Here is an 18,732-nt window from a genome sequence, read left to right as displayed (position 1 = left end):
ATTGTTAAAAACTTTTTCATTTCTACACCTCCAAAAGCAATTTTCATTTTTATTATATCACAAAATCGTAAAAATGAAAAACATTTTGGTATTAGTAAATTAATTCTACTTTATAACTTTTTCTATCATTTCAAGGTCTGTGAATGCAAGGTAAGGATCGCCCAAAACGGGTTTTTGGCGTTTAACGACGCAATTGTAAAAATCTTTAAATTCTTCTGCGAAGAAATTTGCCGGAGGTACAGGATATTCTTTGATATTATCGTCCTTCACGACCGTGACTTTTGAATTTTTCATCTTTAAAGTTCCGAGGGATCCGTAGATTGAAAATTCATTTTCTCCATAATTCGGTGCATAAGTGACGGAATAGGTGCCAAATCCATTTTCATACTTTATGCTCATGATCATCGTGTCGTAAGCATCCGTGAAGTCGGAGATCTGCTTTGCAAATCCGCCGACAGAAAGATATTTGCCGAAAATCGCGTTCAAAAATGCGACGTGATGAACACCACCATCTGAAAGAAAGCCTCCAACGTGCGCCGGATGTTTTCTCCATTCCGTTTTGGCGTATTTGCTGTCTTTTGTTGGAAGAACGAGTTTGTAATCGAAAAAGGCCACCTCCCCGATTTCGGAAAGATGATCTTTTATTATCTTTATGGCCGGATCGTGCCTGTGGCTTTCGGCGATGTAGAGTATTCTTTGCGGATATTTCTCGTGAAGTTCAAGTATTTTTCGTGCGCTTTGGGTGTTTTCGGCGATGGGTTTCTCACAAATCACGTCCCAGCCTTTTTCAAAGGCGATCTTTATCATATCGTAATTCAGATTTACCGGTATCGCTATGTCGACAACGTCTATATCCTTCATCTTCGAAGGATCATCAAAGGCGACGACATCACTTCCGCACTCATTGGCAAGAGAGATCGCGTGATCCATATTTCTGCTTGAAATTGCCTTTACCTCGTAAAGCGTATCGAGAGTTCTTAGTGCGGGAAGATGCAACTCTTTTACCGCTATGCCCGATCCGATTATTCCCAATTTCAATTTTTTCATAATTTTCACCTCCATATCTTGATCTTACCATACGAATTGGTGAGACGTGAAGAATTTATTGACAATTGACAATTGCCAATTTTCCATGCCACGAGCCACGTGCAACCTGCCAAATCACCTGCCGGAATTTATGACTCAAAATTGAAGTCAAATTTGGGTATAATAGATTTGAATACATTATCGAGGAGGTTTTTAAATGTACAAAATTGTGTTTCTAAGACACGGAGAAAGTTTGTGGAACAAAGAAAACAGGTTTACAGGCTGGACGGATGTGGATCTTACCGATGGAGGAACTCAGGAGGCCCACAGTGCAGGTAAAATTCTCAAAGATTCAGGTTATCATTTTGATATCGCCTTCACATCTGTGCTTAAAAGGGCCATAAGAACGTTGTGGATAACACTCGATGAGATGGATCTGATGTGGATACCCGTTCAAAATTCATGGAGATTGAATGAAAGACATTACGGTGCATTGCAAGGGTTGAATAAAGCCGAAACTGCGCAAAAGTACGGCGATGAGCAGGTAACTTTGTGGAGAAGATCGGCAGACGTAAGGCCGCCGGCGCTTGAAAAAGATGATCCTCGGTATCCCGGCCACGATCCAAGATACGCGAGTTTGAAAGAATCTGAACTGCCGCTTACCGAAAACCTTATAGACACGATAAACAGGGTAATGCCTTATTGGGATTCAACGATAGCTCCAACTATAAGATCGGGAAAGAAAGTCATCGTCGTCGCCCATGGAAACAGTTTGAGAGGATTGGTAAAGTATTTAGACAATTTGTCGAATGAAGAGGTAATCGCTCTTAACATCCCGACGGGAATTCCTCTTGTGTATGAACTTGATGATAATCTAAAACCGATAAAGCATTATTATCTTGGCAATCAGGAGGAGATCGAGAAAAAAGCCGAGGCTGTTGCCAATCAATCTAAAGTGAAGTAAAACCTTCACAAAAATAGGAGGGAACCTTTACTATGGCGCTGAAGATAAGGACGATTGAAAAAACGGATGTCGATGGGTTTTACGAATTGAGAAACTGTCCCAATGCGAGTGCGAACACGCTTGCGATGCCTTTTACATCGAAAGAAAATGCCGCAAAGATGGTAAGCAGAATGACAGAGGAAGAAGGCTCAATTAGTCTTGTTGCCGAATTGGACGGCAAACTTGTCGGCACTGCGGGATTGAATGTTTTCAAGGGCAGAAGACGCCATTGTGCTGCTTTGGGAATATCCGTTCACGATGATTACCAGCACAAAGGCATAGGGACTGCCCTTATGAAAGCATTGCTGGATCTTGCCGATAACTGGTACAATCTCAAAAGAATAGAATTAGAAGTTTACACCGACAACGAAGTAGCGATAAACATGTACAAGAAATTCGGTTTCACAATCGAAGGCACGCTCAAATGTTATGCCATAAGAAACGGAGAATACATCGATGCTTATTTGATGGCCCGGGTGAAACAATAGAAAAAATTACAAGGTTTTTTCTTTGTCTAAAATTATCGTGCAATTTGTCTGAAGCGATGAGACAAAGAAGTTTTCAACTGTAAGGACGCCAAGGCCGTAGAACATAGGTAAAGGATCGTGGGTAATAAGAAAATACAGGCTAACTCCACCGACGACGAACATTTCTATCATCCCGACGGCAGGCGCACTTATGCTGACCTTCCCCCACGGGTATTCCTTAGAGGATACAACCCATGAAAAGAAATTGCGATTTATCGAGCAGGTAAGTATCGTTATTCCGTATGGCAATTTATCGATGTAATTTCGGTTGAATGTGAATACCAGATATTCAAAGTCAAAGGCTGAATAGTGATCCAACGCTCCGTCCTTGACGGCGGAATGAAAATCGACCTTTGTACCGAAGATCGTATGGCTTTCCACGGTGGCAGACAGGGTGTAAGGTAAATTTGACCAATTTACAACGTTTGTTGAACTTGCAGTCCCTGCAAAGGATAAAATGCCGGCAAGTATAACGAAACTAAAAATCATGATACTTTTTTTCATTTTATAACCTCCTTTAAAATTCATCGTGTTTTTTGGCTATCTTTTTATAAAAATCGTATTATTTTGCCATGTTACCCGTCACTCTTTACAATTTTTGAGTAATCTCTATTTTGATTTTATCACGTGTTGAATGATAGGGTGTATCATATAGATGAATCCATCATCAAAATTGAGGTGATAAGATGCTTAAAATTGGAATAGTTGGAGCGGGTGGAATTGGGACAGTTCATGCCAATTGCTACAAAAGTATCCCCGATGCAAAGGTTGTTGCCGTTGCGGACATCGTACCGGAAAGATCAAAGAAACTCGCCGATATCTTTGGGGCGGATGCTTACGACAACGCTGAAGATGTGATCAAAAAAAAGGATATAGATGTTATCGATGTATGCGTGCCGACTTATCTTCACAGTGAATTCGTGATCAAAGCATCAAATGCAAAAAAGCATGTGCTTTGTGAAAAGCCCATGGCTTTAACTTACGAAGACGGGATAAAGATGATAGAGGCAACCTCCAAAAATGATGTCAAGTTCATGATAGCACACGTTTTGAGGTTCTTTCCCGAATACATAAAGGCACGCGAAGTCATAAATGCTGGCTCTATTGGCCTTCCGAAGATGGTAAGGACGTACAGGGGAGGACCGAATCCTGCCATAGTGAGGGAATGGTACGGTTACCATGACAAAAGCGGCGGATCGATTCAGGATTCTTTGATCCATGACATAGATTTTCTCACATGGACCTTTGGCCCCGTCAAAGAAGTTTACACGCGCGGAAATGTCTTTAAAAGAAAAGAGCCATTCGATCCAGAATACGATCTTGTGATGATGGAATTCGAAAACGGCATTATCGCCCACCTTGTCTCCGACTGGTCAGGCAATCAAAGAACCCAGTTCGGTGCGAAGATAGAGATAGCAGGGACAGATGGCCTAGTTGAATTCAGCAGTTTTAACTCCATTCCTTTGAAGTTAAATCTTTTCGAAGAAAATAAAGGCAAAGCCGAGAGCGTTTCTATTCCGGAAAGCCCACTTTCTCCCGGCATAGAGCCTTATACACGCGAAATAAGGGAGTTTCTTGAATCTGTCGAAAAAGATTCACAAATTCCCGTTCCCGCCCATGATGCGCTTTACGCGTTGAAAGTTGCCATGACCTGCATAGAATCGATGAGGGTGAATAAACCTCTGGAGGTGAAATTATGAAGATCGGAATTTTGAGTTGCGATCACATGCACGCGGAAAGTTACGTTGAATCTTTGAAGCGCATAGAAAAGGTTGAAATAGCAGGGATAGCGGAAGAGAATGAAAAGCAGGGAAAAGATTTTGCCCAAAGGCATGGTATAAAGTATTTCAAAGATTACGAAGATATCCTTTCTGACAAATCCGTCGATGCCGTTGTGATATGTTCCGCAAATGCAAAGCATGCAAAGATGACGATAGATTCGGCGCGCGCGCGAAAACACGTCATAGTCGAAAAGCCAATCGCGACGACAATTGAAGATGCCCAAAATATGATAGATGCTTGCAGGGAAAACAAAGTCAAACTCATGGTCTCCTTTCCGGTAAGATACGCACCTCCAGTAAAGAGAATGAAGGAAATAATAAATGGAGGAAAACTCGGAGAGATAATCGGGATAAGTGCGACGAATCATGGAACGATGCCTGGCGGATGGTTCACAGACAAAACGCTTTCCGGAGGAGGATCCGTAATTGATCACACAGTTCACGTTGTGGATATCTTAAGGTGGACTTTTAAATCCGAGGTAAAAGAAGTATATGCAAAGATGGGCACATTGATCCACGACATACCCGTTGAAGACTGCGGCCTAATATCGATGAAGTTCAAAAATGAGATCTTTGCAACTTTAGACGCATCATGGTCAAGACCGAAATCCTTTCCGACGTGGGGAGATGTGACCTTTGAGATAGCCGGCACAAAAGGGTCGATGAGTGTCGATGCGTTTGCCCAGCATGGAATCATGTACTCAGACAGAATTCAATACAGCAAATACGCCTACTGGGGAGATGATATGGATTACCTCATGCTCAAAGACTTTGTGAAGTGCATCGAAGACGATCTTCAAGAGCCTGTAACTGGCAAAGACGGACTCGAAGCGCTTAGAGTCGCTTTGATGGCTTACGAATCCGTAAAGAAAGGCAAGGTGATAAAGTCGTGAAAAAAGGCATAAACTGCTGGACCTTTCCTGCAAATTACACCGTAAAGGAATGCATAGAAAATGCAAAAAAGGCCGGATACGACGGAATAGAGATAAATATGGAAGAGGAGAAGAAGGACACTCCTTCATTGAGAATTGATTCGACAAAAGATGAGATCGAAGAGATTTTTAAAATATCCAGATCGAATAACATACCGATCTCAAGTGTTGCCACAGCGCTTCACTGGAAATACCCTCTTACCGACGATGATGAAAGTGTAAGAAACAAAGGAATCAAAATCGTAGAGAAGATGATAGAGGCCGCAAAGACGCTTCATACAGATGCCATTCTTGTAGTTCCGGGAGTTGTTAACGAAGATGTCTCTTACTCCAAAGCGTACAAAAGGTCTCAGGAGGCATTAAAAGCCCTTTCAAAGAAGGCCGAAGAAGCAAAGGTTTGCATAGGGATAGAAAATGTGTGGAACAAATTTCTCTTAAGTCCTCTCGAGATGAGGAAATTTATGGATGAGATAGGAAGTCCGTACGTGAGATTTTATTTCGACGTCGGCAATGTGCTTGCTTTTTCCTATCCCGAGCACTGGATAGAAGTACTTGCTGATTACATCGTAAGAGTTCATATAAAAGATTTTGACACCTCGATAGGAAATATTCGCGGATTTAAGAATCTTTTTGAAGGGAATGTGAACTGGCCGGCAGTTATAAGCGCTTTGAGAAAGGCAAATTACGAAGGATATTTGACGGCCGAGTTAAGTCCTTACAAAACGCACCCGGAAATGCTTGCATACGATGCGTCAAAAAGGCTTGACATATTAAATGGAATGTGATGCGGAGGTATGAAATGAGTTACAGGATGATCGAAGAAATTCATGAAACTCCAAAGGCGATAGAACGTTTGATTTCAAATGAAGGTCAAAAGATAGATGAAATAGCGAAGGTTTTCAAAAAAGCATCTCCCGTCGTCATGATAGCGGCAGGGCGCGGAACATCTGACAACGCCTGTATTTACGGTCAATATCTTTTTGAATCGGAAATCGGCATACCCGTCGCGCTTGCGCTTGGCTCTCTTTACACGCATTACAAAACGCCACCCGAGATTAAAAACGGAGTTGTAATGGGAATATCCCAGTCGGGAGAGACGGAAGACGTTTGCGAGATACTCAAACAATCAACGGATCAAAAGGTTCTTACATTTGGCATAACGAACAATTCGGAAAGCACAATGGCAAAACTTCTTGAAAATAACGCGATCTTCATGAATGCAGGTGTCGAAAAAAGCGTGGCTGCGACAAAGACTTTCAGCGCCTCCATGGCCAGCGTGCTTTTACTTGCATATGCGATAAAGGGCAAAAAACTCAATATAGACGATCTTAAGGTTATGTACGACAAGATCTTCGATCGGGAAGAGGCAATACGCGATCTTGCTCAAAGGTATTCATTTGCAAGGGATTTGGTCATAATAGGCACAGGTTTTAACTATCCTGTGGCACTCGAAAGCGCGCTCAAGTTGAAGGAAACATGTTACATAAGTGCGCAGGGACTGTCCTCTGTCGATCTTGTCCATGGTCCTCTTGCGATGTTAGATCCGGATATTCCGATCTTCATCTTTGCTCCCGATGATTCGACTTTGGGATTAAGTGCCAGAGTTGTGGATAAGATAAAGGAGACGGGATCGCACACGCTTATCGTTTCAGACAACGATGAATTCTTGAAAAAAGGCGATCTTTCGTTTAAAATTCTTCCGACGAAAAAAGCACTATATCCTTTTGAAATCGCATTGTTCATCCAGTTGTTTGCCTTCAATCTTTCGATTTCTAAGGGTTTGAATCCCGACGTTCCGAGATTTTTACATAAAGTTAGCAAAATATGAGAGGTGATTGAGATGAGAACGATAGAAATAGCGAACGGTGAGATAAGATCTTCTGAAATTGCGCTTGGATGCATGAGAATTGCCGATATGCCTGTAAAGGATGTTTCGAAGTTGATAACCACAGCCATTGAGGAAGGCATAAATTTCTTCGATCACGCGGACATTTACGGTGGCGGAAAATCCGAGGAAGTTTTTGGCACGGCGCTCAAAGAGATGAAGGGAGTAAGGGAGAAGATCTTCATCCAGACAAAATGCGGCATAAGAGATGGATACTACGATTTTTCAAAAGATCATATTCTTGAGGCCGTTGATGGCAGTTTGAAACGTTTGAAGACCGATTACATAGACGTGCTTTTGCTTCACAGACCCGATGCGCTCGTCGATCCGGAAGAAGTTGCAGAGGCCTTTTCGATATTGCACGCGAGTGGGAAGGTAAGGAATTTCGGAGTGAGCAATCACAATCCCATGCAAATAGAATTGCTCAGCCAGTATCTAAATCAGAGAATAATCGTCAATCAGTTGCAACTCAGCATCACAAACACGGGTATGATAGATGCGGGATTAAACGTTAACATGCAAATCGACAAATCTGTCGATCGTGACGGAAGTGTGCTCGATTATTGCCGGCTTAACGGCATCACAATTCAGGCATGGTCGCCATTCCAGTACGGATTTTTCGATGGCGTGTTTTTGGATAACCCGAAATTCAAAACTCTCAACGATGAAATGGACAAAGTGGCAAAGAAATACGATGTGCCAAAAGATGCCATGCCAATAGCGTGGATATTGAGACATCCCGCAAAAATACAGCCAATCGTCGGCACGACAAATGCAAAGCGCCTTAAAGAAATATGTCAGGCATCAAATGTGAATTTGACAAAAAAGGAATGGTACGATCTTTACAAAGCAGCAGGAAATAAATTGCCATAAAAAAAGACATGAAATCGATAAAATAATAAAACAAATGACGAAAGTTTAATTTTGTCATAACCAAAAGATCATAAGCATATGCTAATATGCTTATGAGGTGATTCGATGGATTCAAAAAAATTTGAAAAATTCTTCAGCGCTTTATCAAGCCCTCTAAGATTTCGAATGGTGCTTCTTATGGCAAAGAGACCTTTTTGCGTTTGCGAACTCGAAAATGTCTTTGATGTCACACAACCTGCCATTTCTCAAAATTTAAAAATTTTGAAAGATGCAAATCTTATCATCGAAAAAAGAGAAAAACAATGGGTCTTCTATTCAACAAATAGAGAGATTTTAAATGCTCTCCTGGAAGAATTTTTCGAACTTTTGGGAAAAGAAAGCACCTTCACCGAAATAGTTGGTTTAAAGATTTCAGATCTGCCAAAAGATCCTCAAAGATCCTGTGAGATTCTTGAGAATAGAAAAAAAGAAATTTTGAAAAATAATTGACTTTTATTTGGAGATGATTGAAGTGGCTGAAAAAATGTGGCATGGTGTTGCTCGTTCTGAAATTGAATGGGCGCCGGTTATTGATTATTCGAAGTGCACAGATTGTGGATTGTGTTTGTTGAGTTGCGGAAATGCCGTTTTTGGTTTTTCGAAGTCTCAACAAAAATACATCGTGGCGAATGGCGGAAATTGCGTTGTCGGATGTACGACGTGCGGAAAGGTTTGTCCCGAAGAAGCGATATCTTTTCCGGCAGATGCTTCTAAACTTGTGAAATCCGTCATCGTGAAGTACAAGATCTTCCCGACTGTAACAAAAGAACTTAAGGCAAGACTTGATAAATTCCCCGATCACGTTGTTTCTACGGAGACAAAGAAAGAAGGTAGTTTCAATGGCTGAAGATATGTTTTCAAAATGGCATGGATTGGACAGAAAAAAGATAAATTGGGGTCCCGTAATAGATCCAAATAAATGTACAGGATGTGGATTGTGTGTGATAACGTGCGGGGAAAAGCGAAATGTATTCGGATACGATCCTGTAAATAAAAAAGCGGTTGTACTCTTTCAAGAGCGCTGTATGGTGGGCTGCAACAACTGTCAGGTTGGATGTCTTTGGAATGCCATATCTTTTGAAACGGATGACGAATACATAAGAAGCCTTGCAAAGGAAATTCCGGCCGAACAGATACAAAAAGAGTTAAAGGTAAAATTGGAAGCAAATCCAAATCTCGTCATCGAATGAAATAAGCGGGCTTTTATGCCCGCTTTTTAAACTCATCTCAGTATAACTTCCCGGGATTCATGATTCCAGTTGGATCAAAGATGTCTTTTATCTTCTTCATGAATACATACTGATCTGGCTTCGTCTTTTTCAAAAGGTCTTTTTTTATGAATCCTACACCGTGTTCTCCACTTATCGCGCCTCCAAGGCTGGCAGCCTTTAGGGCAATTTTATCGAGGATCTCTTCGGATAAGTCTTTCCATTCCAAAGGACTTATTTTCTCCGGTTTCATAGGTGCGGGATGGACATTTCCGTCTGCCGCATGGCCCGCAACGGGGATTTGGACTTTGTACTCCGTAGAAATCTCGGAGATATATTGCATTATCTGCGGAATTTTATCGGTGGGAACAACCACGTCTCCGGTTGGAGCGTAAGGATCAAAAGCCTTTATGCCTTCAAGCCAGTTTCTTCTTATTCTCCATAGTTTTTCGGAATTCGTCCTGTTGTCGGCCACAAAGACATCCATCGCACCTCCGGCCATAAGTGCCTTTCCACCTATCTCGTAAAGGTCTTCTATTTCCTCTTTTTTTCTGCCCTCGTATTGGATCAAAAGATATGCGCCGGCCTCATCCTGAAAGGGAAGTTTTATGTTGTTGTAAACGGATCCGAGTTTCACGGAGATTCCATCTATGAACTCTATCGCACTTGGAAGGGTTTTACTCTCTATCATAAGCCTCCCGACATTTGAAATGGCTGTTTCTATATCTTTGAAAGGAGCAAGCAGGTCAACGGTCTTTCCGGGTAGTGGAATAAGGTTAAGATAAATCTTTGAAAATACTCCCAACGTCCCTTCGGATCCAACAAAGAGGTGGATGAAATCGTATCCGGAAGAGTCTTTTCTCCTCTTTCCTCCGAATTCCACTATTTGTCCGTCTGCCATGACGACTTCGAGACCTATAACGTGATGGCCTGTATTGCCGTACTTTATGACTTTGCTACCACCAGCATTCGTCGCGACGTTGCCCCCTATGAAACTCGTCTCCACGCTCATCGGATATCCGGCGTAATACAATCCCCCATCTGCGACCTTTTTGCACAGATCGTTTGTGACAACACCTGGCTCGACGACGGCGACAAGGTTGTTTTTGTCTATTTCGATTATCCTGTTCATCTTTTCGACGGATAAAACTATTCCGCCGTAAAGGGGGACATCCGCTCCTGCAAGGCCGCTTCCGGCACCTCTCGGTGTCACAGGGATATGTTGTGCGTTTGCGAATTTGAGAATTTTGGATATCTGATCTGCATTTTCAACCTTTACAACCACATCCGGCATGTGCGCGTAATACTCTCCTCCGGATTCGTCGTGGGAATAATTTTTTAGCGTTTCTTTGTCTTCGTATATGACAGATGCGCCAGATGTTATTCGCCTTAACTCCTTTACAACCCTTTCGTCTACCTTTTTGAATTCATTCATCTTTATCACCAAGCGCTTTCAAAAGTTCAGGAATTATCTCGGTGGCGTCTCCTATTATTCCAAAGTCTGCGACGTTGAAGATCGGGGCATCCGGATCTGTATTTACGGCGATCACGATATCAGACGAAGACATCCCCGCTATGTGCTGGATCGCGCCAGAAATACCCAAAGCCATGTAAAGATGAGGACTGACTGTTTTACCGGAAAGCCCCACCTGGTGGGAATATGGAATCCATCCCATATCGACGGCCGTGCGTGACGCACCGACGACTCCGTTCAGTTTTTTGGCGAGTTCGTAAAGCATTTCGAAATTCTTTTCATCCTTCATTCCGCGCCCGCCAGCGATGACGACGTCCGCCTCCTGGATTGGCAGATCTGTGCTTTCATCTTTCTCAAACTTTATCCATCTGTAAGCGCTTTTGAAAAGTTCATCCTCTATTTCCGGTGCGATTATCTTTCTTTGACTTTTGTCGTACGAAATGGGCTTTTTTGATCGAGGCCTGACCGTTGCAATTTGTGGTCTTGTCTGTGTTCGTATCGTCGCCATGACATTTCCGCCTATCGCCGGCCTTGTCTGAAGAAGAGTACCATCCTCTCCTATTTCGAGTTTCGTGCAGTCGGCCGTAAGACCCGTGTTGAATTTTGTCGAAAGAATGGGCATTATAGTTCTTCCATAAGTTGTTGCCGATGCTATTATTATCTGGGGATCGTACTTTTTGACAAGGGAAAAAAGTATATTCGAATAACTGTCCGGCAGGAAATGTTCAATCCTTTTGTCATCGACTTTGTAGACGGTATCCGATCCGTGATCGAAAAGGGTCTCCACATCTTTAATTCCGTATCCCAAAATCACGCTTGAAAGTTCTACACCTAAAGTGTCTGCAAGCGATCTGCCCCACGCTAAAAGTTCGTAAGAGACTGAATTTATCCTGCCATCACGAAATTCGGCAAGTGTCCATACGCCTGGCATTTAAATTATCTCCTTTGATTTTAGAAAATTCAAAAGTGCTTCTGCCGCACTTTGAGGATCTTTTGATCTTACAATCTCACCACTTCTTGTCAATTTGGGATAAAATACTTTCACAACCCTTGTAGGAGATCCTCCAAGACCTATTTTTGATTGATCCGCCTCTATTGAAACCGCATCAAAACTTTTGACTTCTGCAGATTTGGCCTTCAATTTCCCCGAAAGATTCGGTATCCTCGGATCATTTATCTCTTTAACAACGCTGATAAGTACCGGCAAATCAACCTCGACGATCTCATGACCGCCCTCTATAGATCGTTTGACCCTTACGTACCCATCCGTAAGTTCGACTATCTCGCTAACATAGGTAAGAACGGGAATTCCCATTTGCGCTCCAACTGATGGCCCAACCTGACCAGTTTCCCCGTCTGTTGCACGTTCTCCACAAAGTACAAGATCAAATCCACCTATTCTTTTTATCGCCATCGAAAGGGTGTAAGCCGTAGCCCACGTATCGGCTCCGGCAAAGCGCCTATCTGTTAAAAGATACCCGTCATCACACCCTATCGAGATCGCATCTTTTATCGCATCAGAAGCAGACGGTGGGCCCATCGTTATGGCCGTGATATGGACATCTTTCAATCTTTCTTTTATTCTGACGGCCTCTTCGACAGCGTACATATCGAGAGGGTTGAGTTCGGCCTCCATCTCGGACCTTACCATCGTGCCAGTTTTTTCATCTATTCTGACTTTGTCCGTCGCCGGTACCTGCTTTATCAGAACGCCTATTTTCAATTCAAAACCTCCAATCTGAAATAGCATATAGCCAATGGCGTAGGACATGATGCCGAGAAGTGACCTTCGCAACTACAGATTACGCGTTACAAACTATCTCTAACGCCTAATCTCTAATCCCTTTCTTGCCATATGCTATGCGCCATTTGCCATATGCTTTTACTTCTTATTTTGATTATACTGCAAATAAACGACATGAGTATTCGTAAACTCTTCAACTCCGTGTTTCCCATCATCTCCGCCTATTCCAGATTTTCTCCATCCCGCGTGGAATCCCTGCATTGCTTCGAAATTCTCACGATTTATGTAGGTTTCTCCGAACTTTATCTCATTTGCCGCCCTCATCGCAACGTCTATATTTTGAGTGTATATTGAGGAGGTCAGACCGTATTCAGAATCATTTGCCATCTCTATCGCTTCATCGAGATTTTTGAACTTGACTATCGGAAGGACAGGACCAAAGATTTCTTTATGAATTATCTCCATGTCCTGTTTGCAATCGATCAAAACTGTCGGCTTGTAGAAAAATCCTTTCTTTCTGTCTTCCGCCTTTCCGCCCGTTACCATCTTTGCGCCCTGTTCTATTGCACGCTTTACCATGCCATCTACCGATTTTAAGGCATTTGCATTCACAAGAGGTCCCATATCGACCTCTTCGCGCAACGGATCGCCATACGTTGTCTCTTTCATGGCTTTCGTCATTTTTTCTGTGAATTCATCCGCAATTCTTTCGTGAACGTAGACGCGCTCGGCGCAATTGCACACCTGACCTGTGTTTATAACTCTTGAGTCCTTTATCGCTTTGACGGCAAGATCTATATCGGCATCGTCCATGACAATCGCGGGTGCCTTTCCTCCAAGTTCAAGCGATACTTTTGTTATGTTCTTCGATGCCAACTCCATTATCTTCGATCCTGTCTCGACCGACCCCGTAAAACTTACCATTCCGACCTTTGGATTCGAGGCAAGTTCATTTCCAACAACGGATCCTTTTCCGCTTACAAGATTGAAAATGCCCGCAGGCAGATCCGTATGGGCCACGATCTTGGCAAATTCAAAGGCATTATTTGGCGTGTCCGAACTCGGCTTTATCACAACCGTGTTTCCGGTGATAAGCGCCGGGGCCATCTTTCTTGCTATCAAGAAGAATGGAAAATTCCATGGCAAGATCCCCGCCACGACGCCTATGGGCATTCTGTAGAGAAGGATATTTTCGTTGGGCCTGTCGCTTGGTATGATCTCTCCTTCAAGTCTTCTTGCCCATTCTGCCATGTAATCGATGTAATCGGCCGTGAAATCCACCTCGACACGCGCAAGAGACCGAATTTTGCCCTGCTCTTCGACTATCGTTGTTGCAAGCATCTCTGCATTTTTACGAATCCCATCCGCTATTTTTCTTAAATACTTTGCGCGTTCTATCGCTGGCAATTTCGCCCATTTTTTCTGCGATTCGTACGCCGCATCGATGGCCTTTCGTGTGTCCTCGACGGTACCTTCGGGACACTCGGATATCGTTTCCTCAGTTGATGGATTTATAACGTTGAAAAACTTCCCCGATGATGAATCGACGAACTTTCCGTTGACAAACAACTTATAACGCATCATATAAACACCTCCAAAGAATTAAAAATTGAAAATTGAGAATTGAAAATTGCAAAAGCAGAATCGAAAATGAGAAATTGTCAATTCTTTATCCTTCCGACCACATATGGCCCTTCCGGAATTGCCACGATGAAAGGATCCTTCATCAACTTTGTGGTAATCTTAATCCCTTCATTCAAAGATTTTATAGGTTTCGCAAAGGTCAATTCTTGATCTGATTTATTTAGCGAAGAAAGCAAAAGGATATTTTTCGTCTTCTCAAAGACTTTTGTGAATTCTTGAACTTCCCATTGATCGCTTTCAAAGGTTTGTGAAGTTCTGTGGGCATCAAGAAAGGCTTTAGTTCCCTTCTCTTTTAGTTCGATCATGAGATTTCTGAAAGATGGTTTTCCAAATCCGAATTTACACTCTGAAGCCATTATTATAAAACCGTCTTTTTTGACGATCTCGGAAGCCTCAACAAGGCCTTTTGCGGTCTGGTAATAATTTTGATCCAGCGGGTACCCTCCGTTTGATGTTATGACCACATCGGCTTCTTTATTTATCACGACGATTGAGTGATCTGAGACAAATTCACATCCGGCCTCGTGTGCTTTAAACAAATCGCCCGAAAAAATCCCTGTTATACGTCTTTGATCGTCCAAAGAGACATTTACCATGAAATCGCATCCGGCAATTTTTGCCACACTTCTTGCCATCTCATCGACAGGATTACCATTCAAAGAGCAACTTTTCGACAAAGGATGACCCATCGCGTCGACGCTGTGAAAGACCTTCAAAGTCTCTATTCCCGTTATTCCCGGACATATGGATTTACGCCCGCCTGAAAAACCGGCCATAAAATGCGGCTCTATAAGGCCCGTGCATATTTTCAGATCGGATTCGGCATAAATTTTATTTATCAGGGCCGGACATTCATAGGCGCCTTTACCGAGATCGACGATCATGGAATCGTCATAAGCGTTATGATTTATTATCTTTATTCTGTGCATTAACGTATCTCTTCCAAGCAATTCTTCAAACATATGCTCCGGCACAGGATCATGCGTGCCCGTTGCTATGAGAATCGTTATATCTTCGTCCCGGATTCCGGCCTGTTCCAGCGTCTCGATCAAAGGAGGGAGGATGATCGCATTTGGAACAGGCCTTGTTGTGTCCGAGACAACTACGCACGCGCTTCTTTTTCCCTTCGCGATATCGATCAAAGGTTTTGATGATATCGGACTTTGAAGGGACTTTTTTATTTCATCAAAAGGATCTTTGATTGGCCGTGTTTCAGGCTTTTTTAGTACAAGTGTGTTCTCAGATAGATCAACACTTTTGAAGCCCTTGCCATACCGTATATTTATTCGCATCATTTCACCTTCTACAATTCTCAGTCTCCAATGTCTAATCTTTTTTTTCATGCCATTTGCCATGCGCCGTTTTTTCTATAATTCCTAATCTCTAATCCCTAATCTCTAATCCCTAATCTCTTTTTTCTATATGCCATTCGCTATTTGCCATATGCTATTTTCCATCTCTCATATGCTTTCTGCCATTCTTCCATGTTTTGGGGATCGTACCGTGATATCTCAAATGATCTGCCGACAAGGCTTGGAATATCATCGAGCGTGATCTGTCCATTTGCGATCATCTGAGACAGTCCATTCCCTATCGCCGTTGCTTCAATGGGACCCGCTTCAACTGTAAGGCCTGTCGCATTTGAAATGAATTGACAGATCAATTTGTTTCTCGTCGCACCGCCTATCATTCTTATCTTTTTTATCTTTTTTCCGGAAAGTTTTTCAAGCCTTTCCAAACTCAATTTCGTCTTAAGCGCAATTCCTTCAAATGTGGCTCTTACGATCTCCTCTTTCGATTCGATCCTCTTACCGGAAAATCTTATCGATTCATTAACAATTGCCAATTCCATATCATCAGGCTTTTGCAGATCGACAGAATCCACATCTATCATGCCCGAAAAGGGCTTTGCACTTTTTGCCATTTCAATGAGTCTTTCATACTCGATTCCATTCCATTTGCGCCTTAATTCCTCTATAAGCCACATGCCAGTAACCTGTGAAAGCAATCTGTATCCTCCATCTATACATCCTTCGTTTGCCAAATTGTATTTCATCACATCTTCATTTTTGACCGGCATTTTCGAAAGCATGCCCTCCAAAAACCATGTGCCTGCGCTTATTATCATGACATCCATATCGTTGACGCAGGCGAAAGCAGCGCCCGTGTCATGTGTTGGAGGAAAGATGACCTTGAATTTCTTGCCTGATAATTTGGCATCATTCGCGATCGTGGAAGGATTCACGATCTCGGGAAAGACATCGGGCAGATCAAAGGCCTTTATTATCTCTTTGTCCCAGTCATTCAAATAAGGATTGTATATCTGTGTTGTTGTCGCAAAGGTGAATTCAATGGCTTTCCGTCCTGTTAGAAAATAGACAAACAAAGATGGAATACCGAGCAGAGTATTTGCGCACTCGATCGATTTCATTTTCAAATCCTTCATTCCGATGATCTGGTAGAGCGTGTTAAATGGCTGAAATTGGGTTGGAGATCTATCAAAAATCCATTTCTTTCCCACTTTTTCAAGAGCTTTTGACATGGAGTTTAACTTGTACGCGTTCCTGTAATGCATCGGCATTCCGATCATGTATCCACTCTCATCTAAAAGCTCGAAATCCACGCCCCACGTGTCTATTCCGACAGATTCAAGTTCGCCCTTCTGAAGCGCTATCTCTATCGCATTTAGAATGTTCGAGTAAATCTCTAAAACATTCCAATAATCGATACCCCTTATCTCAACGGGTGTATTTTTAAATCTGTATATTTCTTCTACGGTTATTTTATCTTTCAAAGACAAAAGAAAGGCTTTACCGCCCGATGCACCGATGTCTATTGCCAAAAAGTTCAAAATTCATCCTCTTTTCTTTGCCACAATAGATTCGTAATCGCTCTGTCTAAAGGCATTAAGCGCATCAGGATCCAATCCCATCTCTTCTCTTGCCTCTTTCAAAATAGATCTGACATCTGTCAGAAAAGCATCCTTTATGATTTCTTCCGCCATGACAATGTCATTATTCAATTGTGCCTCTTTCAAAGACTTCACATCGACAAGTAAAGATTTCAGATACGCTATCTGCAAAGCCTCCACCGACTGGATCATGGCCTGAACCTTTGGCTTCATCGCCGCGCTTTGATCTATCACAAGTGCTGGCTTTTTATCAGATGACAGATCGAAGAATTTGTTCAGTTCGACGAAGATCAAGAACAACTCGTAAAGATTCACCGACCCGACGGTGAGATCGTCATCTGCGTACTTTCGGGAGTTAAAATGAAATCCTCCTAGTTTCCCTCGCGATGAAAGGATCGAGACTATATACTCTATATTCGTTCCCTGTGCGTGATGGCCCAGATCGATTATGACCTTCGCTTTGTCTCCGAGATCCTTTGAAAGTGCGTAGGCAATACCCCAATCTGCCGTGTCTGTATGATAAAATGCAGGCTCGAAGAATTTGTACTCGATAAGCAAAGTCATGTCTTTTTCGAGAGCGGAATAAATCTTTTTTAAAGAATCGATAAGCAATTCCTGCCTTTTCGCGAAGTCTCCCTGACCCGGATAATCGGTACCGTCTGGAAGCCATAGAGAAAGTATCTTTGAATCGACAGACTTCATTATATCTATGCACTCAAGCACATGATCAATCGCTTTCGATCTTTTCTTCTCATCTAAATTCGTAAGACTTCCGAACTTGTAATCTTCATCCTGAAACAAGTTGGGATTGACAGCACCGATCTTCAGCCCTTTATCTTCGGCAAATTTTTTGAGATGTTTCCAGTCATCAACTTTGTCCCATGGGATATGAATTGCAACGGCCGAAACGGCTTTCGTGTATTTTTCGACTTGTTCGGCATCTTCAATTCTTTCAAAGATATTTTTCGCCGCGCCCGGAATGTGGAAAACTTTAAACCTTGTACCTGAGTCGGAAAAGCCCCAGGACGGAATTTCAACCTTGAAATTTTTAACCTTTTCTTTCAGATCATTTCTCAACATCATCACCTCGATAAATTTGTTGGTACAGATCAAATTGACATTTACTTTTCAAGTACTGCCTTTAACATTCATCTCACAGATTTGATTGAAAGATCGTCTCAAGGCCCATAGCCCGCTCTTTGAGATATTCTATTTCTTCTTCCGTTATCGGTGTGAAATTCTCGGCTATCTCTAAAGCCATAGGAAATAATCTTTCGTCTCCCGGCGGTATGGCCGCAGTTATTGGCTGGGAGAGTGTGTATCTCAAAGACAATTCGGCAAGTTTTGGATCTTCAATAGGTGTATACCAACTCTTCGGATGCTTACCATCATCCTTCGGCTTTGTCGTCAGTGCGAGAGATTTTATTGCAAGAATTCCCATATTCTTTGATCTCGCCTTCTCTATCACCGCAGGTCCAAAGTTCTCCTTGAATGTCAAAACCCAGTTTATGGGAAATAGTATCGTGTCAAAATCGAATGCGTCCATCAATTGAATGGCGATTCTGTCAGAATGAGCCGAAAACCCTATGTACCTTATAAGCCCTTCCTTTTGAGCCTTCACAAATTCTTCCAGCGCACCATTCGGCCCTATGACCTTTTCAAATTCTTCTTCTGTCGTCATCGCA

Annotated in this window: 19 protein-coding genes and 1 pseudogene; 10 read left to right on the top strand and 10 right to left on the bottom strand. The window is 42.5% G+C overall.

All coding sequences use genetic code 11. From position 1 onward, the window contains the following. Nucleotides 1–105: 105 nt before the first annotated feature. Nucleotides 106–1,047, bottom strand: coding sequence for a Gfo/Idh/MocA family protein (locus tag ACP5NR_RS08070; protein ID WP_428006268.1), 942 nt, complete (start codon nucleotides 1,045–1,047; stop codon nucleotides 106–108). Between the two features lie 196 nt (nucleotides 1,048–1,243). Between ACP5NR_RS08070 and gpmA the strand changes: the two genes are divergently transcribed. Further along, the gene (gpmA, locus tag ACP5NR_RS08065) at nucleotides 1,244–1,990 is read left to right on the top strand and encodes a 2,3-diphosphoglycerate-dependent phosphoglycerate mutase (RefSeq protein WP_428006267.1); all 747 of its coding nucleotides are present in this window, start codon (nucleotides 1,244–1,246) and stop codon (nucleotides 1,988–1,990) included. 32 nt (nucleotides 1,991–2,022) lie between these two features. Next, nucleotides 2,023–2,517: a GNAT family N-acetyltransferase gene (locus tag ACP5NR_RS08060; RefSeq protein WP_428006266.1), complete on the top strand. Its 495-nt coding sequence runs from the start codon at nucleotides 2,023–2,025 to the stop codon at nucleotides 2,515–2,517. A gap of 6 nt (nucleotides 2,518–2,523) precedes the next feature. Here ACP5NR_RS08060 and ACP5NR_RS08055 read toward each other — a convergent pair whose 3' ends face one another. Further along, the gene (locus ACP5NR_RS08055) at nucleotides 2,524–3,060 is read right to left on the bottom strand and encodes a hypothetical protein (protein WP_428006265.1); all 537 of its coding nucleotides are present in this window, start codon (nucleotides 3,058–3,060) and stop codon (nucleotides 2,524–2,526) included. 182 nt (nucleotides 3,061–3,242) lie between these two features. Between ACP5NR_RS08055 and ACP5NR_RS08050 the strand changes: the two genes are divergently transcribed. The 8 genes from ACP5NR_RS08050 (at nucleotide 3,243) to ACP5NR_RS08015 (ending at nucleotide 9,256) form a co-directional block, all read left to right on the top strand. After that, entirely contained in the window at nucleotides 3,243–4,256 is a 1,014-nt protein-coding gene (locus tag ACP5NR_RS08050) for a Gfo/Idh/MocA family protein (RefSeq protein ID WP_428006264.1), read from the top strand. After that, nucleotides 4,253–5,230 carry a Gfo/Idh/MocA family protein gene (locus ACP5NR_RS08045; protein ID WP_428006263.1) on the top strand — a complete coding sequence of 326 codons (978 nt, stop codon included), beginning with the start codon at nucleotides 4,253–4,255 and terminating at the stop codon, nucleotides 5,228–5,230. Before ACP5NR_RS08050 ends, ACP5NR_RS08045 begins: the two co-directional genes overlap by 4 nt. Next, the gene (locus tag ACP5NR_RS08040; protein WP_428006262.1) at nucleotides 5,227–6,054 is read left to right on the top strand and encodes a sugar phosphate isomerase/epimerase family protein; all 828 of its coding nucleotides are present in this window, start codon (nucleotides 5,227–5,229) and stop codon (nucleotides 6,052–6,054) included. Before ACP5NR_RS08045 ends, ACP5NR_RS08040 begins: the two co-directional genes overlap by 4 nt. A gap of 14 nt (nucleotides 6,055–6,068) precedes the next feature. Then, entirely contained in the window at nucleotides 6,069–7,097 is a 1,029-nt protein-coding gene (locus ACP5NR_RS08035) for an SIS domain-containing protein (RefSeq protein WP_428006261.1), read from the top strand. A gap of 12 nt (nucleotides 7,098–7,109) precedes the next feature. Beyond that, nucleotides 7,110–8,027 carry an aldo/keto reductase gene (locus ACP5NR_RS08030; RefSeq protein ID WP_428006260.1) on the top strand — a complete coding sequence of 306 codons (918 nt, stop codon included), beginning with the start codon at nucleotides 7,110–7,112 and terminating at the stop codon, nucleotides 8,025–8,027. Nucleotides 8,028–8,132: 105 nt separating this feature from the next. Next, nucleotides 8,133–8,516, top strand: coding sequence for an ArsR/SmtB family transcription factor (locus ACP5NR_RS08025; RefSeq protein WP_428006259.1), 384 nt, complete (start codon nucleotides 8,133–8,135; stop codon nucleotides 8,514–8,516). Between the two features lie 22 nt (nucleotides 8,517–8,538). Next, nucleotides 8,539–8,913 (top strand): 4Fe-4S dicluster domain-containing protein, encoded by a 375-nt coding sequence (locus ACP5NR_RS08020; protein WP_428006258.1) that lies wholly within the window; start codon nucleotides 8,539–8,541, stop codon nucleotides 8,911–8,913. Further along, a complete protein-coding gene (locus ACP5NR_RS08015) occupies nucleotides 8,906–9,256 on the top strand; it encodes a 4Fe-4S dicluster domain-containing protein (protein ID WP_428006257.1) in 351 nt (116 codons plus the stop codon). Before ACP5NR_RS08020 ends, ACP5NR_RS08015 begins: the two co-directional genes overlap by 8 nt. A 37-nt stretch (nucleotides 9,257–9,293) precedes the next feature. Here the strand turns inward: ACP5NR_RS08015 and ACP5NR_RS08010 are convergent, their stop codons facing one another. From ACP5NR_RS08010 to ACP5NR_RS07975, 8 genes and pseudogenes are all read right to left on the bottom strand, one after another. Next, nucleotides 9,294–10,709 (bottom strand): FAD-binding oxidoreductase, encoded by a 1,416-nt coding sequence (locus ACP5NR_RS08010; RefSeq protein ID WP_428006256.1) that lies wholly within the window; start codon nucleotides 10,707–10,709, stop codon nucleotides 9,294–9,296. Continuing rightward, the gene (locus ACP5NR_RS08005) at nucleotides 10,702–11,679 is read right to left on the bottom strand and encodes an electron transfer flavoprotein subunit alpha/FixB family protein (protein ID WP_428006255.1); all 978 of its coding nucleotides are present in this window, start codon (nucleotides 11,677–11,679) and stop codon (nucleotides 10,702–10,704) included. Before ACP5NR_RS08005 ends, ACP5NR_RS08010 begins: the two co-directional genes overlap by 8 nt. Further along, complete coding sequence (locus tag ACP5NR_RS08000; protein WP_428006254.1) at nucleotides 11,680–12,471, bottom strand: electron transfer flavoprotein subunit beta/FixA family protein; 792 nt, start codon at nucleotides 12,469–12,471, stop codon at nucleotides 11,680–11,682. Between the two features lie 159 nt (nucleotides 12,472–12,630). Continuing rightward, the gene (aldA, locus tag ACP5NR_RS07995) at nucleotides 12,631–14,076 is read right to left on the bottom strand and encodes an aldehyde dehydrogenase (RefSeq protein WP_428006253.1); all 1,446 of its coding nucleotides are present in this window, start codon (nucleotides 14,074–14,076) and stop codon (nucleotides 12,631–12,633) included. Between the two features lie 77 nt (nucleotides 14,077–14,153). Continuing rightward, nucleotides 14,154–15,428, bottom strand: a complete 1,275-nt coding sequence (gene larA, locus ACP5NR_RS07990) for a nickel-dependent lactate racemase (protein WP_428006252.1) — start codon at nucleotides 15,426–15,428, stop codon at nucleotides 14,154–14,156. A gap of 140 nt (nucleotides 15,429–15,568) precedes the next feature. Beyond that, the gene (locus tag ACP5NR_RS07985; RefSeq protein WP_428006251.1) at nucleotides 15,569–16,987 is read right to left on the bottom strand and encodes a rhamnulokinase; all 1,419 of its coding nucleotides are present in this window, start codon (nucleotides 16,985–16,987) and stop codon (nucleotides 15,569–15,571) included. Between the two features lie 3 nt (nucleotides 16,988–16,990). Continuing rightward, the gene (gene rhaI, locus ACP5NR_RS07980; protein WP_428006250.1) at nucleotides 16,991–18,127 is read right to left on the bottom strand and encodes an L-rhamnose isomerase; all 1,137 of its coding nucleotides are present in this window, start codon (nucleotides 18,125–18,127) and stop codon (nucleotides 16,991–16,993) included. Between the two features lie 73 nt (nucleotides 18,128–18,200). After that, nucleotides 18,201–18,732 (bottom strand): annotated as a pseudogene (locus ACP5NR_RS07975) (aldo/keto reductase); the annotation flags it as partial.

The sequence above is a fragment of the Athalassotoga sp. genome (assembly GCF_049965695.1).
Taxonomy (GTDB): Bacteria; Thermotogota; Thermotogae; order Mesoaciditogales; family Mesoaciditogaceae; genus Athalassotoga.
This window is presented reverse-complemented; position numbering and strand designations above follow the sequence as displayed.

What these genes read in the sequence shown, in the direction of transcription:
- ACP5NR_RS08070 (WP_428006268.1), bottom strand. Translation starts at nt 1,047, where the DNA reads ATGAAAAAATTGAAATTGGGAATAATCGGATCGGGCATAGCGGTAAAA.
- gpmA (WP_428006267.1), top strand. Translation starts at nt 1,244, where the DNA reads ATGTACAAAATTGTGTTTCTAAGACACGGAGAAAGTTTGTGGAACAAA.
- ACP5NR_RS08060 (WP_428006266.1), top strand. Translation starts at nt 2,023, where the DNA reads ATGGCGCTGAAGATAAGGACGATTGAAAAAACGGATGTCGATGGGTTT.
- ACP5NR_RS08055 (WP_428006265.1), bottom strand. Translation starts at nt 3,060, where the DNA reads ATGAAAAAAAGTATCATGATTTTTAGTTTCGTTATACTTGCCGGCATT.
- ACP5NR_RS08050 (WP_428006264.1), top strand. Translation starts at nt 3,243, where the DNA reads ATGCTTAAAATTGGAATAGTTGGAGCGGGTGGAATTGGGACAGTTCAT.
- ACP5NR_RS08045 (WP_428006263.1), top strand. Translation starts at nt 4,253, where the DNA reads ATGAAGATCGGAATTTTGAGTTGCGATCACATGCACGCGGAAAGTTAC.
- ACP5NR_RS08035 (WP_428006261.1), top strand. Translation starts at nt 6,069, where the DNA reads ATGAGTTACAGGATGATCGAAGAAATTCATGAAACTCCAAAGGCGATA.
- ACP5NR_RS08030 (WP_428006260.1), top strand. Translation starts at nt 7,110, where the DNA reads ATGAGAACGATAGAAATAGCGAACGGTGAGATAAGATCTTCTGAAATT.
- ACP5NR_RS08025 (WP_428006259.1), top strand. Translation starts at nt 8,133, where the DNA reads ATGGATTCAAAAAAATTTGAAAAATTCTTCAGCGCTTTATCAAGCCCT.
- ACP5NR_RS08015 (WP_428006257.1), top strand. Translation starts at nt 8,906, where the DNA reads ATGGCTGAAGATATGTTTTCAAAATGGCATGGATTGGACAGAAAAAAG.
- ACP5NR_RS08010 (WP_428006256.1), bottom strand. Translation starts at nt 10,709, where the DNA reads ATGAATGAATTCAAAAAGGTAGACGAAAGGGTTGTAAAGGAGTTAAGG.
- ACP5NR_RS08005 (WP_428006255.1), bottom strand. Translation starts at nt 11,679, where the DNA reads ATGCCAGGCGTATGGACACTTGCCGAATTTCGTGATGGCAGGATAAAT.
- aldA (WP_428006253.1), bottom strand. Translation starts at nt 14,076, where the DNA reads ATGATGCGTTATAAGTTGTTTGTCAACGGAAAGTTCGTCGATTCATCA.
- larA (WP_428006252.1), bottom strand. Translation starts at nt 15,428, where the DNA reads ATGCGAATAAATATACGGTATGGCAAGGGCTTCAAAAGTGTTGATCTA.
- rhaI (WP_428006250.1), bottom strand. Translation starts at nt 18,127, where the DNA reads ATGTTGAGAAATGATCTGAAAGAAAAGGTTAAAAATTTCAAGGTTGAA.